This window comes from Okeania sp. (assembly GCF_983059655.1).
In genome coordinates this window covers 1-16616 of record NZ_CEZPJD010000085.1, presented here as the reverse complement: position 1 = coordinate 16616, position 16616 = coordinate 1, and the positions used below count along the sequence as shown (strand labels likewise).

Genomic DNA, 16616 nt, shown 5'->3' with positions numbered 1-16616 from the left:
CCAGGAATGAGGTTTACATCATTGCTGGGACGCTTGGCTCTAAAGACCAGATTCCCTCAAGAATGGTGCCTGGTCGAAATCAATTCGATATTAACGTTCCCGAGTATCTTTGGAAGGTAGTTTTGATACCAGAAGAACCTGGTCAAAGCCCTACAGATATAACTTTTGGAGCATCTGCTTTTGGAGTGCTGATGGAAAACGTCCCTCAACCACAAGGAGAAAATTGGAAAAATTCTAGCGTTAGTATTATCTCCTCAGTTAACGATATTGAGGATCTGACGGGCTTAGACTTTTTCTCAAATATTCCTAAAGACATTCAGGAGGTAATTGAAAACTATACCGATACCAGTATAATTCCTTGATGGTGATTCTAAGCAAGGCTAAAAACGCTAGTTGAGAGCGATATAGAACTCAAAGAGCCATAGCTCTTTGAGTTCCACAATAAAAGATAGATTTTATAAGGAGGTCAATGATGTCCAGAGGGCCAGTAATGTACATCAGTAGACAGCAACTTCTAGATCGCTATAATGCAGGAGAACGAAATTTTGCCGGGATTACAATGTTGCATAGCTCTAGAGCTAAAGAAAATATATCTCTCTTATGCGGTGTCGATCTTAGCAATATTATTTTGAGCGGAGCATACCTTGACCTGATTAGACTCCGTGGAGCCAACCTGCGCGGTGCTAAGTTAGTTGGAGCTTATATGCATCAGGCCGCCCTACCCGATGCCGATCTAAGCGATGCCGATTTGACAGGAGCGGTTCTAAGGGATGTTTGCTTAAACAGAGCTAACCTCACTAGAGCTAAATTGATGGGCGCACAATTGATAAGAACGGAACTTTTAGGAGCAGACTTGACTGACGCTGACTTAAGCGATAGCATTCTCTGTCAAGTCGGCTTCTCCCGGGTCAAGATTGCTGAAAGCGACCAATCCCAGGGAATTTACTGTCCCAACGCTGTGCTTTGGCAAATGAGAATGGCCGACGGAACATATATAGAAGGTCCCCAAACCGCAGAAGACACGAGAAAGTCGTTCTAATTTGTTTGAGAGCCAATAGCAAAACAAGGAGGTCAATGATGTCCAGAGGGCCAGTAATGTACATCAGTACACAACAACTTCTAGATCGCTATAATGCAGGAGAACGAAATTTTGCCGGGATTACAATGTTGCATAGCTCTAGAGCTAAAGAAAATATATCTCTCTTATGCGGTGTCGATCTTAGCAATATTATTTTGAGCGGAGCATACCTTGACCTGATTAGACTCCGTGGAGCCAACCTGCGCGGTGCTAAGTTAGTTGGAGCTTATATGCATCAGGCCGCCCTACCCGATGCCGATCTAAGCGATGCCGATTTGACAGGAGCGGTTCTAAGGGATGTTTGCTTAAACAGAGCTAACCTCACTAGAGCTAAATTGATGGGCGCACAATTGATAAGAACGGAACTTTTAGGAGCAGACTTGACTGACGCTGACTTAAGCGATAGCATTCTCTGTCAAGTCGGCTTCTCCCGGGTCAAGATTGCTGAAAGCGACCAATCCCAGGGAATTTACTGTCCCAACGCTGTGCTTTGGCAAATGAGAATGGCCGACGGAACATATATAGAAGCTCCCCAGACGGCAGAAGACACGAGAAAGTCGTTCTAATTTGTGTGATAATGAATAGCAAAACATAATATTTTATCCGGAAGTCAATCGTGTACATCACCCCACAGCAACTGCTCGATCGCTATAATGCAGGAGAACGAAATTTTGCAGGAATTAGGTTTTTTCCTGATACCTGTAGAGAATCAGTTCTAGAGGATGCCGATCTTAGCAATATTATTTTGAGCGGAGCATACCTTCCCAGAATTAAACTCAGTCTAGCCAACCTCCGCAATTCCAATTTAGCTGGAGCTTATATGCCTGGTGCCGAACTCATAGAAACCGACCTACACGAGACCGATTTGACAGGAGCGAACCTACAGGATGCCTGTTTAAGCGGAACAGACATAGCCAGAAGTCTATTAACTGCTGCCAACCTCAGAGGAGCGAAACTCGAAGGTGCAGATTTCACTAACGTTGACTTAACCGAAAGCATTCTGTGTCAAGTGGACTTCTCCCAGGTAAGGATTGTTAACAGATTCGGGGATCGCTTCATTTATTGTCCCAACGCTTTGGTTTGGCAAATGACAATGCCTGATGGAACATATATAGAAGGTCCACGATACGATTATAGCTTTTAGAAAGTAGTTCTCAATGGTTTTCTGCACAATAATGCTGTGTCGCGGGAAATTCCGGGGTGGTCTTATCATAACAGCGCTAATTCTACGTTGGTGCGACCTACGGATAATTTGGTTAATTTGCGTAATGTTAGTAGTTTGGAGGAGCATCTAACAAAAGTAGCTAACGATCCTGACTCCGATGATTATCAAACTAATTATGCTGTGGAGTTAAAATCGCTAGGGTTGCGGTTTGAGGTAGAAGGTAGCACAAATCCAGTGTATTTAGATGATATCTTCTTCCAAGGAGTTCACACTAAATTGGGAAATCCTAGCAATGCTCGCAACAGCCTTGACCCTGAAAATGAGGACGATCCGCAACCAAACAATTATTTGATTGAAAAGCCTCAGTACACCCTGTCTTATAGCGATGAGAACAAAGGTCCTAATTGGGTGAGTTGGCAGCTCAATCAGTCTTGGTTGGGAGAACTCAAGCAAAATGATGCACGGAATAATCGTTCTGATAATTATCCTCCAGTTGGTTTTACTCCCGCTTTTAGTCCTGATTTTCCTGATGAAGTTGGACCTCCTGATGCTAGTTTTCCTATCGGTCAAATCCCCATATCTGGTGATTATCCCTGGGTACCAGACAACGCCCTTCCGGCTGATTGGGTAGTAACTCAACCACCCGATTACAGGGAAAACAATATTATTCCCGATCTCAGAGTTCAGCGGGGTCACATGATGCCTGTTGACGATCGAAACAGGACATTTAAGGATGTGTATTCAACTTTTACAACAACAAATATTATCCCCCAAAATCGTGACTTGAATCAGTTTTTTAATAGTCCCTGGAGAGGTCTAGAACTCGAAAGTAATAATGCTGTCGCCTGCAATAGCAACAGAGAACTGTACATTATTGCAGGCGGGGCTGAGTACGATCCTGAAAGACCAGAAATAATAGATACTCCTGATGGTCCACGTTTTCAACCTCCAGGAGAAATCAGGAATTTTGTGACTACGAATGACGAAGGCAGGGTGGTTCTAGGAGGCACCAACGATACATGGACTACAAATCCTAAAGGTATTGGAATTCCTGCTTATGCTTGGAAAGTTGTGGTTCCTCTGGAAGCAGGTCAGGGAGTTGCAGATATTACTAAAGATACACAAGTTACTGCTGTAATATTTAATAATCTAGCAGCTCCTGCCGCAGGAACCTACGAACTACCAAATGGAACAGATTTAACAGTAGAAAACCCTAGTGAATGGCGGGAATGGCGGGTTAGTGTAGATGATCTTGAAGAAATAACTGGTTACGATTTTCTGTCGAACGTTCCCACAGAAATCCAAGCTATTATTGAAGACCGCATCGGAAATTTCAATCCTTAAAGCGTCTTCTGTGTTAATACATTAACCTCGTTTATCCTTTCGATCTTTGCTCTAGCAAAATCCTCCAATACTCTTTAATATACTCTCCTTCAGGAGTAGTAATAGTGTCAATAATGCACTCAGACCATAAATTGGAGCCAGTGATCCTGGCTCCTGTCAGATCGATATTTCCTAAGCTAGTTTCACAAAAAATTGCCCTCTCCAGATTAGCATTTTTCAAGCTAACGTCCTGGAACATTGCTTGGCCTAAATTGGATTCTATTAACAAGGCTTCATCAAGGTTGACTTGGAATAAAGAAGCCTCCACAAGGCAAGAGTTTTCTAAATTAGCTCTCTTCATGTTAGCATTACTAATTTCTATGTTTCCTAATCTTGCATTCTTGAGATTGGCTTCTTCCAGGTTGATATTTTTTAGATAGGCATCGAAAGAAACTTCCGTCAAATTAGCGCGATTTAGATTTACTTCCTCTAGTTCCGCATACCTTAATCTAGCTTGAGTAAAATTGGCGCAACTTAAATTTACTCCTTTGAATTTTACTCTATACAGTTTAGCTTGAGTGAAGTCGGCGTTACTAAAGTTAGCTGCTTCAAGATGACAATTTCTTAATTCGATCCCTCTTAAGTCAGCACCAGTAAAATTTCTTTCTCCAGCGCTGTAACGTCTGAGCAGTTCTTCCGCGTTCATAATTTGTCTCCTAAATCCGTTGTTAATACGACCATCAAGCCAAATAGTATTACACTTGATAACAATCGACAAGGAAGTGCATGGGCTCATCTCGAAAATGATATGCGAGAACTTGTGACTGACAATAATCAGGAACTGTATATGACTGCGGGTGGGTTTGATTATAGTCCTGAAGTACCAAAATTACGAGAAATCCACAACACAGTTTCAACAAAGACTCCAGAACTAATCCAAAACAGATTCCCGTTCCCGATTTCACCTGGAAGATTGCTACAGTCCTCGAACCCGGTCAAAGTCTTTCTGACATTGATGCCAATACCCAAGTTATTGCTTTGATTACACCAAATCGTCAGCCTCCTACTGGTAATAACGGGCCTGTCCAACTTCCAGGCGGGGAGACGCGCCAAGTTGCTAACTGGCAACACTGGCCGAACTGGCGAGTCAATGTAAATTACCTCGAAGGTATTACGGGTTATGACTTTTTCTCAGATTTGCCACAGGAAATTCAAAAAGAAATTCAGAAGGATGATTCGAGCGAGCTGACCTTGCCCCTACAATCGAATCCATGAATCTACGGAGATGCGAGTAGTCACCTCAGTTTACTAAAGAGCCATCACTAATCTATCCCGTCGGAAGTAACAATACTTCCGTCGGGCATGGAAGTAACAACACTTCCGTCGGGCATGATGGTTTGCCTGTAGTATTCGAGAATCGGAGCAGAACTGGCTCCGCGATAGTCAGCAAATTCAGCATAATTATCATAACCGTCACAGTCTTCAAACCGTGCATTTTGAAAGCAGGTATAGTTAAAGCCACTTCCGTAAATTTTGGTTAGTACGAAGATAGCCTCTGTGAAATTACATCGATCAAAAACACATCTATCAATCCTTGCCTCACTGAGATTTACTCGTTCTAGGTTCGCTCTATCAAAGCCACAGTAGAATAACACGGTTCCTTCTAGATTGACATTTACCAGACAAGCCATATCAAAACTGCTCTCGGAAATATAAGCTTCTCGAAGGTCTGCCCCCTTGAGGTTAGCGTTAGATAGATAGCACTTGCGCAATTCAGTACCCCTAAGATTCGCCCCCTTGAAGTTAGTGTCATTTAAATTAGCGCGAGCAAACTTAGAAACGCTGAAATTGACATTTGCCAGACAGGCATCATCAAAAGAGCTCTCGGAAATATAGGCTTCCCGAATGTCTGCCCCCTTAAGGTTAACCCCTTTGAATTTGCAGCCCTTCAATTCAGTCCCCCTGAAATTTGCACCTTTGAGGTTAGCTTGATTTAGATCGCACTGGCGCAATTTAGTACCCCTGAGATTTGCACCTTCAAGATTAGCATCATCTAATTTAGCATACTTGAGTTTAGAACCACTGAAATTGATTCCCGGAAGGTGTGCCCCTTGCAGTTGGAGACCTTCCGAACGGCGTTTCCCTTGCAACTCCAGCCCGGAAAAATCTCTTTCACCTGCTGCATATTGCTCCAGTAGTTTTTCAGTTGTTATCTGCATTATGCGTGTCATAGTTACTCTTCTAAATCTAGAACGCCATCTTTAGTATATCAAATTCTTCCTAATCTAAGGCAAGAACAAGGGGTGCTGACTTTATTTAATGGTAATTTTGATGCGGCTTATAATCCACCCCGAAGAAATTCAAGACCGAATTGAAGAAAGGGTAGACAACGGCCCTACTGAAAGAACTGGGGTTGTTTCTTAGAAAAAGTAGTTCGTTTGTGTACAAGCCGTTCTTATTACTATACAAAGAACGGCTTTTATTCAATACATTCCAGCACAACTGGCGATACCAGCACCAGAAGGTATAGAAACAGGTACGGAAGTTTGGTTTCTGCGTAAAGGCGCACTGCCAGATGAAACAGGTACTTGGAATGATATTTGGTTGCAAGAAGAATCAGGAGTAGTGGATGCTGATGGATTTATCCGTACCACATCGCCACCCTATCCAGGGGTAGTCAGACCAGGAGAATACATGGTCATCTTCTCCGGTCTACCTGGTAGTGCCACCTTAGTCAAAGGTCAGCTAACTCAAACAACTAACGTACCTCTAGCATTTTTCGGAATTATCGACCCCAGAGGAGATATCGGTCAATTAATTGACCCAGACTCTTTTGTCACTGGTTTTACCGTTACCTATGACATTTCTTCAGTAGATGTCATAGCTATCCCACAAGTAGGGTTGCCAGTAGTGACAGAAGTAGGGGTACAACGTGCAGAAGATGGGTTAGCCACTTTTGAAGCTAACTTGAATCTTGAAGCACCAGAATCAGACCCCACCGAAGCACCAGTTTTACAAGGGGCAGAATTGAAATTTAATGATGATAATGGTGAACCTTTTCCAGATAACGAACCAGTTTTATTCTTAAGTGCAGATAACGCACTCATAGATAATAACGATCTACCAACATCCACTGGGAGTAGGTTAGAAGATTTGCAGGTGAAGTTTTATGTGGGAGACCAAGTATATTCAGCAGAAGTGTTACCATCTTTAAGTCAAGAGGTTGACGATAACCGGGTAGAAGTAGCGGTCAAAGTTCCCGTGACAGTGCCTTTGGGTAGTTCTAAAATTGCTCTGAGTAGGGAACAAGATATATTAGTAGAGCAAAATGGCACTGAGCCTGTTTATGAACCCATTGAATTTGAGAGCAATGAACTGCGGTTAGAAAATGACGCAGAGTATGTGTTTACAGCTTTAGCAGGAGTAGATAGTGTATCGGTAGTGGATGCTAGCAACCCTGAAACTGTGGTTAACAGTACGAGCAGTGAAGATTTAGCTTTAGGCCGAATTCCTGTAGGGGTTGATGGAGTAACGGATCGACCAGAGTCGTTGGCCATAACTAGCGATAATAGTCGGGTTTATGTACCGTTGAAGTGGAGTGGTGGGGTCGCTATGGTAGACCCAATGGTGTTGTCACAGGTAGATAATCTGCCAGAGACGCCTGATGTTACCGACCCCATTCCTTTGCCAGATGGGGCACGACCAGTGGATATTGCTCTGGGGTTGAGGGATGAATATGCTTATATTGCCAATGAGGATCTGCCAGAAGTTTATGTGTTGGATATCGACCCGTTTTCGAGTACATACCATCAGGTAGTGCAGACAATAGAGTTGGATAGTTCGAGAGGGTTGAACAGATTAGCTATTAGTAGCGATGGTCGGCGGTTGTTTGTAACTGGTCAGGATGGTTATATTTATGCGGTGAATGTGGATGCCAAGGATAAATCTCTGTCGGAGTCAGGCAATTCTAATAAGTGGCACGAGCAAATAGGTCGGATAGACACAGACCAAGGAGCGATGGGAATTTCCTCTACTAATGAAGCAGGGATGATGACTTTTACGAGCGGACATAAAGATTTCCTTTTCAATGGTTTTGGGGTATTGGAGGTAACTAATGATGACCCATTAAGTTGGTCTGCAGAGATTCGCTATACTTCTTTAGGTTTGGGTTCCAATCTAGACTATTTTGATGTTCAAGAGGGTTCTAGTGTAACACTGACAAAGGATGGGTCTTATGCTTTTGTGGCAGGTCGCAATTTCAGGGCACTTTTTGATGGTGAAGTGTTAAGTGGTAGTAATGTGGGGATTATTCAAGACCCGTTGGGTGATAATCCCCAGTTGGTGGCAGCGACTCGACCACTGCCAGACCGTTTGACTTACGATGTGGTATTGAGTAATGATGATAAGTATTTGTATGTTTCTAATCCACATTTGAATTCTAGTGGTGATGTGTTGATTTTTGATGTGGAGGAGATGATTGAGACCCTTTCTTCGCCTGGGGATTATGAGATTGATATTTTAGACCGGGGTGTGGGGTCTCCGTTTTTTGATGAGAGTACGGCGCGGACGGTGACGGCGGCGGATTTTGAGTCGGTGCCGATTGATGATATTAATCCGGATATTAGTATAGCTGCTGATTTTGAGATTGTCCAGGAGGACAGGCCTCGTAATCAGTTTGTGTTTGGAGTGCCTGATGATACGACGCGGGGTCCGGTGGCTATTGGTGGGAATCCACGGGGGATTGCGATTACTGGGGGCGATTGGTTGGATTTGGAGAATGTGGATTTAGTAGAAGATGATGGCAGTCCCGATTTGACTCCGACGTTGGAGTGGGATTTTGATGGTGTTGCATCTGAGAATATCGAAGAAGTTAATTTGTTTGTGAGTGTGTTTGATGAGGGTAATGGTTTGTTGCCTTGGGATGATGTGGTTGATTTGAACGATGCTTCTGTGCTGCCGGGACTGAGTATTTCTGATAAACAGAATTTGCTGACAAGACCTTGGAATGGAATTGGTGATTTTAATCCTAATCGCATTTTGACTGCTACTTGGAAGCTGGATACAGAAACGGGTACAGGAAAGTGGTATGTGCACGATGGGGAAACTGAAATTTCTGCACCCACAAGCGGTCAGCCAAATACTAACTCTCGCTTGACTCTACCAGACGAATTGACATTGACTGCAGGGCAGAATTATCATTGGGCAGTTGAAGTTATTGATAATAATGGAAATTCTGAGCTTGAGTCTCGCAGTTTCAAGACCGAAAATCCCGAACATAATCTTGACAATACTTTCAGCAGCGTTAGTGTGGTTACTCATGGCTTTAAATTCCCTACTGAAGGTCCGGGAATTCCCGATAATATTTACGACTTAGGCAATAATATCGCCTCTTCTGGTGGTGATGGTTTAGTGATGCAGTACAATAGCGAGACAGGGGGTTGGGATGCCATCGACGAACAGCGTCGTCTTTTACCGGATGTGGAGATTTCTGATTATTACGGTAAACCTTTAGTCTTACTCACTGATTGGTCTGCTGATAATCAATCATCAATTCCTGACTCTGGTTTCAGTGAAGGAGCTGCAGATGCTTTCTTTGCTTCTGTTGTTCAACTCGACCAACAACTAGGAGGAACAGTTGAAAATATTGATGGCCAACTGGTCAACAAACATGGTGCTGTTTTCGACTCTCCGTTGCATTTTATTGGTTTCAGTCGCGGTACTGTAGTCACTAGCGAAATGATTCAGCGTATCGGGACACACTTCCCCCACGCAGGAGGACCTCTGAACGCGGATGGCACTCCTCAACTGGACTCTGAAGGTAAGCAAATTCGAGATTTACAAATGACTACCATTGACCCCCATGATTTTGAGCAACCAGGTTTTTCATTCCCTGGATGGATTCCATTCATAGGTGGAGAAGGGTTTGCTGATTTCAACGATCCAGAAGTACAGGTTTGGGAGAATGTGACTTTTGCTGATAATTACTATCAGACTGTGCCGAAGTTAGACCCTAATTTGTTAGAATTGACTGGAACGCCAGCAGGTCGGTTGATTGAGAATGCGGATTTGAATGTCTTTTTGGGCACGAATTCTGATGAAAATAATTATGAGAATAGTCGAGCTGGTTTTACCAGGGAAACTGACGGGATACCTCTGCTGGCAGGTCGCGGTGCAACTCACGGACGAGTGGTTTCTTGGTATGACGGTACTACTAATTTGTCGGTCCTGAAATCCCCGGATGAATTGTATCGTCGTTTGGGAGATGGGTATCATGACCATTTATATGACCGTGATTTTCCAGGTGTGCCCAATCCTTGGTACGTTCCTGACCATCAGAAGGCGACTTTTGAGTTAGGGGATGAGAATGCACCGTGGGAAGGTATAGGTACGGGTTGGTTTTATTCAGTGCTTGGTGGTGGTAAGGATTTGCGACCGGAGTTGAAGCTTGAAGAGCGGATACCTGTGAGTTTTGATAATACTGGCGATCGTGATAGTCAAGGTGATTTTCCTGTACCGACTGTGTTTAATGGTAATTTTGATATTGTTACCGAGCCGGATTCTATTTTAGCTAAGACTTTAAATACAACTAATGCGATTCCAGGATGGTCTTTTCATAATGGTATAGGATCTGTGCCAATTTCCTCAGAACCTAATCAGATAGCTTTGGCTTCAAGTTCAAATTTTTCGCAATCTACCCCAGTCCCCAACGACGAATTTGAAGAAGGAACTTTGGTAAAAGTCCATGAACTTGCTGAGGACATTCCTAGTCTGCAAACACACTTTGAACAACTTGGTAATATTGAAGGAGAAGAGAATTATCGAGAAGGCGATCGAGCTTTGCGATTAGAATCTGGTCAAAGTATTACACATAATTCATTTTTGATCCCTACCACAGAAGATGTGTTGCGATTTAACGTTCATGTTCCTGAAGAGCAGCTTGATCAAGACGGAACTCTTACAGTTTCCATGCAGGGAGATGCTCCTGGTTTTGAAACTTACACGCCAATAGGAAATATAGATCTAGAAAAAGTTGATAATCAAAATGCATTTCAAGTCGAAAATACCCGCAAAATCAATTATGGAACTGAAGGGTTTGAAACTTTCCCTGTAGATGTACCAGAAGCATTAAAAGGCAAGACAGGAAAACTTAAATTTGAAGTAAGTAATGGCCTGGTTTACTTAGATAATATTTTCTTTGGCGAATCTACCAGACCTTGGAAACCTTCTATGAATCGAGCTGAAGCAGAAGAATATACTGGAACAAGTTACTTCAGAGGCAAAGTGTTCTATCATGGAACTAATACTACAGGTGCTCAGAGTATTTCTACCACAGGTGTCAATCCGGAATTATTCGATCCTTACTCAGATTATGGACCTGGTTTTTACACTGGTAGCAATAGACAAATAGCGGAGGACTACGCTAACCTTGGTGGTGATGGTCACGTATTGGATGTTATGCTCAAGGCGAAAAAAGTAGCTGCTTTTCCACAAGGATTTGGTTTCAGAGAGCAAGCAGAGGAATACTATCAAGAAAACAATCTTTATGGGGTTTATGATGAAGCATCTATTGCATATACAGAGTTTTTGAAAGATCAAGGTAATCAAGGAGTAGAAATTAAAGATTTGCAATACTTTGTTGTTTATGATACAGAACAAGTAGTAGTTATTAAATAAGTTCAACCATGATCGAGTACAAAGGATGTCAATACTGTCTTCATCTTCGTCCAGATGGAACCTGTTTAGCCTTCGATCCGGATATAATTCCTATATTCATTGCATCAGGGCAGTTAAAACATATTAAACCTTTACCTATTCAAAGGAATAATGTTGTTTACAAACCCTCAGAACACAATTTGTACAAAAGGTTTAGGATTAAGCACGAGCGCCAAAAAGAATAGAACTTTTTGGGAAGCACTATAAATACACCAGTATTAAAACTTTGAGGAGGAGTGGCTTTTTGAAGTAGAACTAATCTCGGTGGTGGCACATTGTAACGATCGTAAATTATCCGGCAATGTTTGTGACAAGGCGAGGTAGTGGGAGCATTTTGCTCCCTTGCTAGGTATTCCTTTTCCTGTATAGAATTACGCGAGCAGGAATACCCTAATCTCTAATGCTACCATCTGGCATGATTGTGTTGCCAAACAAGGCTTTTGTTAGGTCAGTATTTTCCAAGATTGCATTTGTGAGGTTAGCTCCTCGCAGATTAGTTCCTTCTACATTAGTATATTTGAGTTCTGCTCCGGCTAAGTTAACTCCTTCTAAGTTAGCATCTGTTAACTCACTATACTGAAGACTAGCTCCCTCTAAATTAGCATTTACCAGATCGACATATCTGAGATAGGCTTTATCTAGTCTAGCTCCTTTTAAGTTAGTCTTTTTAAGACACGATCTATTAAGGTTGCTATAACTGAAATTGCTATAACTTAACTCAGCATCGACTAATTTTGCTTGCGTAATCTTAGAAAAACTAATATTAGCATACATTATAGTTGCTCTAGTAAGGTTAACTCGACTAAGATCGGCATAGCTCAAATTACTATTGCTTAAATCAGCTTCGAGGAATTTAGCACTTGTGAAGTCAGCTTGAGAGAAATGAGAACCCTGGAGGTTAGCTCTATTGAAATTTGTGTTACTTAGATTAGCGTAACGAAACATGAAAAAGTGTAGATCGAAGTCTTCTAAATTAAGTCGGCTCAAGTCAACTCCACTAAAATCATGCCGTTTTTGAGCCAGTAATCTTTGAAATTCTTGAATATCCATAATTTTGTGCCTGGTTTGGTCAAATAACCGCGAAGCTGCCATAGAGGGCAATCTAGAAATGAAAGCTTGACTTTGCAGACATCTCAGAAAACTGCCCTTTTCGCTCCGAGCCTCCAATGAAATATTACATAATTATCGTTGCTGGAGGACGCGGACTTGTAGATGTAACAGAAGATCCATGGGATGTTCTTCTCGGTGACGATCCTGTTGCCCAAAATAACATTGGGATTCCCTCCCATTTGTGGAAAGTTGCTTTGGTTCTAGATCAACCTGGTTATCGTCCAAAAGATATTAACGATCGACGAGATGGAGGAATTGTAGATGTTATAGCCGTAGATATACCTAACGATCCAACATACACTCTCGACACCAGCAAACAAGAAGACCAGTGGACAGCTTGGAGAGTTGCGACTGACGCTATTGAAGGGTTAACTGGACTTGACTTTTTATCCAGTCTTCCTGATGAAGTTGAAGAACGAATAGAGGCAAGGAAAACTTTCCGTTATATTGACTAGACTTTATGTTGTAGCATTACAGCAGTTTTCCTGCACGATAGACCACAGTAGGGACATTCCATGGAACGTCCCTACAGGATTTTGGTTGTGACGATGTGGTTCATCAATCTGAAAAGCACTGTATTTCTCATTCTGGGTATAATAGACATCTCCAGAAAAAGTTCTGAAACCCTTTTGTCACCCCCTCAGCCAATACTCAGGACCAACTCTAACTTTACCATCTGGTAAAATGGTATTGTGTAAGAATACGTTTTGCGTGTTACCTCCCCAATCGATGCTAGCCTTCTTAAGGTTAGCACATTCTAGGTTTGTCCCTTCTAAGTAGACTAAACTCAAATTACTACCCTCTAAGTTAGCATGAGTTAAGTTAGCATCTCTGAGATCCGCACCTCTCAAATTGGCACCTTGCAAGTCACAATAGCTCAAATCTGCTCTTCTGATATCTGCATCATTCAAGAGTGCTTTCTTTAGTTGAGATTTTTTCAAATTAGCTCCTCTGAGATTAGCACCACTTAGATCGGCTTTATTCAAACGGGTTCTGCTTAGATTAGCACAAATCAAGTCAGCCTTTTTTAGCTCTGTCTTCACAAATATAGCAAATTCTAAGTTAGATTCTCTCAATTTGGTGTAGTGAAACTTAACTTCTTTGATGGTGGTATTGCACAAGTTAGCGCCCTCCATATTTATACCACTCAGATCTATATTTCTCAAGGAACTACGAGGCCAAATCACACCTCTTAGGTTGGCTCCTTCAAAATCGACACCATCGAGTTGTGTAGCACTTAGATCGGCACATCTGAGATTGGCACCGCTTAAGTCAACGTCTTTGAAAACGCTGTATTGTAGATCGGCACAAATTAGGTCTGCACCGTTCAAGAAAACATCTCTTAGATTAATGCCACTTAAGTTAGCTTCTCTCAGAGAAACGTTGGTAAAATTTCTTTCTCCAACTTCGTATAGCTCAAGGAATTCTTTTCTGTCCATAGTTTGTGTCCTATTAACTATCAAATTAAAATCAAATACAAGTTAAATTGTAACTGTTCAACGTCAAACTAGAGAGGATGATCGCAAGGGAATTATCGAAGGGATATTTTCGGAAATCTTGACGATCGCTACCATGATGCTCGTTATAAGCTCGACTATGCTACTGTAGGATTTGAAACGTTCCAAGTAGATATTCCCCAGGATTCAGGTCTACATGGTAAGGTTGCCGACATAACCTTTGAGTTGGTCGATCAGAGTGAGGGTAAAAAGGCAAAAGTTTATATAGAAGTTTCTCTAAAAATCAGAAACTTCTGTTGAAAAAATTTTCAGGTGCAAAATTAATTGTTGGCAACAATTTTAACTACAGTACTTCTCCACCAGGCATAGTAGTATTACCAACAATAGCATTTTCAACATCTATAGAATAACATACATCTCTTTCTAAATCGTAGTTTGCACCTTGAAAATTAGCATTTTTAAGGTTTGCTCCTTCAAAATCAGCATTTTCCAGATCGGTATCTCTCAAATCAGCGCCAATTAGTATTGCATTAATCAGGCAAGCTCTATACAAACAAGCTTCATGGAGATTAGCACCACTGAGATTCGCTCCCTCCAGGTCTGCTTCATAAAAACTTGCACCTTCTAAATTAGCATTACTAAGATTGGCATTAGTTAATTTAGCATTAGTAAAGCTTATTCTTTCTGTGTTCGCGTTACTGATATTAGCCCCACTCAGATCGCAATTACTAAAACTTGCCTTATAGAGATTTGCCCCTTTCAAGCAAGCTCCTATCAAGTTAGAACTGCGTAAGTTGGCATAAGTAAGGTTCACACCCATCAGGTTGGCACCAGCAAAATTAGAAAAACGCAGTTCGATACGATTTGGTAAATCTCGGCTCAGTTCAGTATTACTGAGATCGACACCACTTAGATCGACTTTCTGAAAATCTCTTTCTCCTTCGGCCAACCTTCTGAGAAATTCTTGTACATCCATAGATTGTCTCCTAATATAGCTTTATGTTATCAACTATTCTAGTCAAAATTTTTACCAAAACTTTTCCGAATAGGAATCCTGGAATTTATGATTCTAGTAAGAGGAATCCGGTAGTAAAGGCAAAGGATAGTACCCTTGCTGCTAATTTGCTATCAAATATTGTCTCACAAGAAACAACCCATAATGGTACTGCTCTTTGGCAACAGATTGAAAATTACACTCGTGAGTTTGTCGAAAAGGGAAATGAAGTTTATGTCATTAGTGGTATCTGTCAAATCAGCACCAATTAGTATTGCATTAATCAGGGAAGCAGTGTACAGACAAGCTTCATTAAGGTTTGCACCACTGAGATTGGCTCTCTCGATGTCTGCATTATTAAAACTTGCACCTTCTAAATTAGCATTACTAAGATTGGCATTTATCAACGTGGCTCCACTAAAGCTTGTTTGTATTGCATTGGCATTACTGAGATTGGCATCACTCAAATCGCAATCACTAAAACTTGCCTTATAGAGATTTGCTCTCTTCAAGCAAGCTCCTATCAAGTTCGAGTCGCAAAAGATGACATAATCAAGGTTCGTATCTGTAAGGTTAGCACTTGTAAAATTAGAATAACGCAGCTCGAGACGCTTTACAGAAGAACCACTGAGGTTGACACCACTAAGATCGACACCACTAAGATCGACTTTCTGAAAATTTCTCTCTCCTTCGGCCAACTTTCTGAGAAATTCTTGTACATCCATAGATTGCCTCCTAATATAGTTCTATATCATCAACGATAGCCAAAATGCATTACCCGATCGCCAAATCAAACTGTTAATGCAGTTGCTAAACAGAAGTACATTCAGTGGAAAACGCGACTACGCTATCCTTAGACTACTTTGGGATAATGCTTGGAGACGAGGAGAAATAGCAAGATTAAATATTGGTGACGTTAACTTAAGCGATCGCCTCATCTGAATACAGGAAAAAGCAAAACAAACAAATAGCGCGTAATATAATTCAAAATAGAAAAATTTTAATAGTAGTTGACTATGAAGTTGAAAAGATTAGGCCATGTAGCTATATGCGTACAAGACGTTGACAAAGCAGTAGAGTTCTATCAAAATCTGGGAATGGAAATAGCCTGGAAAGATGCCGACTGGGCATACCTAAAAGCTGGCGATGATGGACTAGCACTTTTGAGTCCTGGATATGAGCAAGCAGGGCCACATTTTGGGTTCGTGTTTAGCGATCGCTCAGAAATGGAAACTGCCTACGAACAGCTCAAAGCGCAAAATATTCAAGTTTCCTCTGTTCATGAACATCGAGATGGCACAGCTTCCTTTTATGGTAAAGATTTAGATGGTAACTGGTTTGAATACCTGTACGAACCGGAAGCCATAGTTAATAATTAGGGAGAGTAGGGGAGTGGTGGAGTGGGAATAAAAATAAGAATAATTAATGCTAACTACCTCATAATTATCAAAAAAGTAATTCGGTATAAGTTAATTACTTAATAACTGAAGTGTTACCTAAGTATAACATTAATGCTTATGAATCGATATTTGACTCTTTCTACTCCATGCTCCCCGTCGGGAACAGAACTAGATAGGCCATTTTCAATTTGTCTCTACGGTTTGCTGAAGAACATATAGATTTAATAGCAGTCGCTATTACTTTATTTGACATTTCTAGAAAAGAGGGAACAGGGAACAGGAAACAGAGAAGAATAATTGATAATTTATGGATAAAAATTGATTTTATTTTTAATTTTTGGAGATGTCTATTTATACCATTTACCAAAAATAATTC

Annotated in this window: 18 protein-coding genes and 1 pseudogene; 13 read left to right on the top strand and 6 right to left on the bottom strand. The window is 41.4% G+C overall.

The window, feature by feature from the left end; translation table 11 throughout:
• The 5 genes from AC3DU7_RS07705 to AC3DU7_RS07685 all read left to right on the top strand — a co-directional run.
• A partial coding sequence (locus AC3DU7_RS07705) for a DNA/RNA non-specific endonuclease (RefSeq protein ID WP_488038768.1) occupies positions 1-362 on the top strand: 362 nt, incomplete at its 5' end.
• A 110-nt stretch (positions 363-472) separates the two neighbouring features.
• Positions 473-1039, top strand: a complete 567-nt coding sequence (locus tag AC3DU7_RS07700) for a pentapeptide repeat-containing protein (protein ID WP_488038767.1) — start codon at positions 473-475, stop codon at positions 1037-1039.
• Between the two features lie 56 nt (positions 1040-1095).
• Positions 1096-1644, top strand: a complete 549-nt coding sequence (locus AC3DU7_RS07695; protein WP_488038766.1) for a pentapeptide repeat-containing protein — start codon at positions 1096-1098, stop codon at positions 1642-1644.
• Between the two features lie 50 nt (positions 1645-1694).
• On the top strand, positions 1695-2222 hold the full coding sequence (locus tag AC3DU7_RS07690; protein ID WP_488038765.1) for a pentapeptide repeat-containing protein: 528 nt from the start codon (positions 1695-1697) through the stop codon (positions 2220-2222).
• A gap of 36 nt (positions 2223-2258) precedes the next feature.
• Positions 2259-3587, top strand: a complete 1329-nt coding sequence (locus AC3DU7_RS07685) for a DNA/RNA non-specific endonuclease (RefSeq protein WP_488038764.1) — start codon at positions 2259-2261, stop codon at positions 3585-3587.
• Between the two features lie 31 nt (positions 3588-3618).
• On the opposite strand, the gene AC3DU7_RS07680 is transcribed toward AC3DU7_RS07685, so the two are convergent.
• A complete protein-coding gene (locus AC3DU7_RS07680; RefSeq protein ID WP_488038763.1) occupies positions 3619-4272 on the bottom strand; it encodes a pentapeptide repeat-containing protein in 654 nt (217 codons plus the stop codon).
• Positions 4273-4454: 182 nt separating this feature from the next.
• On the opposite strand from AC3DU7_RS07680, the gene AC3DU7_RS07675 reads away from it, so the two are divergent.
• Positions 4455-4841, top strand: a complete 387-nt coding sequence (locus tag AC3DU7_RS07675) for a DNA/RNA non-specific endonuclease (protein ID WP_488038769.1) — start codon at positions 4455-4457, stop codon at positions 4839-4841.
• Positions 4842-4888: 47 nt separating this feature from the next.
• Here the strand turns inward: AC3DU7_RS07675 and AC3DU7_RS07670 are convergent, their stop codons facing one another.
• Positions 4889-5797, bottom strand: a complete 909-nt coding sequence (locus AC3DU7_RS07670; RefSeq protein ID WP_488038762.1) for a pentapeptide repeat-containing protein — start codon at positions 5795-5797, stop codon at positions 4889-4891.
• A 373-nt stretch (positions 5798-6170) separates the two neighbouring features.
• On the opposite strand from AC3DU7_RS07670, the gene AC3DU7_RS07665 reads away from it, so the two are divergent.
• Positions 6171-11240, top strand: coding sequence for a hypothetical protein (locus AC3DU7_RS07665; protein WP_488038761.1), 5070 nt, complete (start codon positions 6171-6173; stop codon positions 11238-11240).
• An 8-nt stretch (positions 11241-11248) separates the two neighbouring features.
• Positions 11249-11464: a cytoplasmic protein gene (locus AC3DU7_RS07660; RefSeq protein ID WP_488038760.1), complete on the top strand. Its 216-nt coding sequence runs from the start codon at positions 11249-11251 to the stop codon at positions 11462-11464.
• Positions 11465-11669: 205 nt separating this feature from the next.
• On the opposite strand, the gene AC3DU7_RS07655 is transcribed toward AC3DU7_RS07660, so the two are convergent.
• Positions 11670-12371 (bottom strand): pentapeptide repeat-containing protein, encoded by a 702-nt coding sequence (locus AC3DU7_RS07655; protein WP_488038759.1) that lies wholly within the window; start codon positions 12369-12371, stop codon positions 11670-11672.
• Positions 12372-12445: 74 nt separating this feature from the next.
• Between AC3DU7_RS07655 and AC3DU7_RS07650 the strand changes: the two genes are divergently transcribed.
• Positions 12446-12844, top strand: coding sequence for a DNA/RNA non-specific endonuclease (locus AC3DU7_RS07650; RefSeq protein WP_488038758.1), 399 nt, complete (start codon positions 12446-12448; stop codon positions 12842-12844).
• A gap of 177 nt (positions 12845-13021) precedes the next feature.
• Here the strand turns inward: AC3DU7_RS07650 and AC3DU7_RS07645 are convergent, their stop codons facing one another.
• Complete coding sequence (locus AC3DU7_RS07645; protein ID WP_488038757.1) at positions 13022-13828, bottom strand: pentapeptide repeat-containing protein; 807 nt, start codon at positions 13826-13828, stop codon at positions 13022-13024.
• 361 nt (positions 13829-14189) lie between these two features.
• Positions 14190-14822, bottom strand: a complete 633-nt coding sequence (locus tag AC3DU7_RS07640) for a pentapeptide repeat-containing protein (protein ID WP_488038756.1) — start codon at positions 14820-14822, stop codon at positions 14190-14192.
• Positions 14823-14845: 23 nt separating this feature from the next.
• Between AC3DU7_RS07640 and AC3DU7_RS07635 the strand changes: the two are divergent.
• Positions 14846-15031: pseudogene (locus AC3DU7_RS07635) on the top strand (hypothetical protein); the annotation flags it as partial.
• Here AC3DU7_RS07635 and AC3DU7_RS07630 read toward each other — a convergent pair.
• Positions 14987-15565, bottom strand: coding sequence for a pentapeptide repeat-containing protein (locus AC3DU7_RS07630; protein ID WP_488038755.1), 579 nt, complete (start codon positions 15563-15565; stop codon positions 14987-14989). The pseudogene AC3DU7_RS07635 and the gene AC3DU7_RS07630 overlap by 45 nt on opposite strands.
• Positions 15566-15647: 82 nt before the next feature.
• On the opposite strand from AC3DU7_RS07630, the gene AC3DU7_RS07625 reads away from it, so the two are divergent.
• From AC3DU7_RS07625 to AC3DU7_RS07615, 3 genes are all read left to right on the top strand, one after another.
• A complete protein-coding gene (locus AC3DU7_RS07625; protein WP_488038754.1) occupies positions 15648-15782 on the top strand; it encodes a hypothetical protein in 135 nt (44 codons plus the stop codon).
• Between the two features lie 74 nt (positions 15783-15856).
• A complete protein-coding gene (locus AC3DU7_RS07620; protein WP_488038753.1) occupies positions 15857-16219 on the top strand; it encodes a VOC family protein in 363 nt (120 codons plus the stop codon).
• A 209-nt stretch (positions 16220-16428) separates the two neighbouring features.
• Positions 16429-16616: hypothetical protein (locus tag AC3DU7_RS07615; RefSeq protein ID WP_488038752.1), on the top strand; the 188-nt coding region annotated here is incomplete at its 3' end.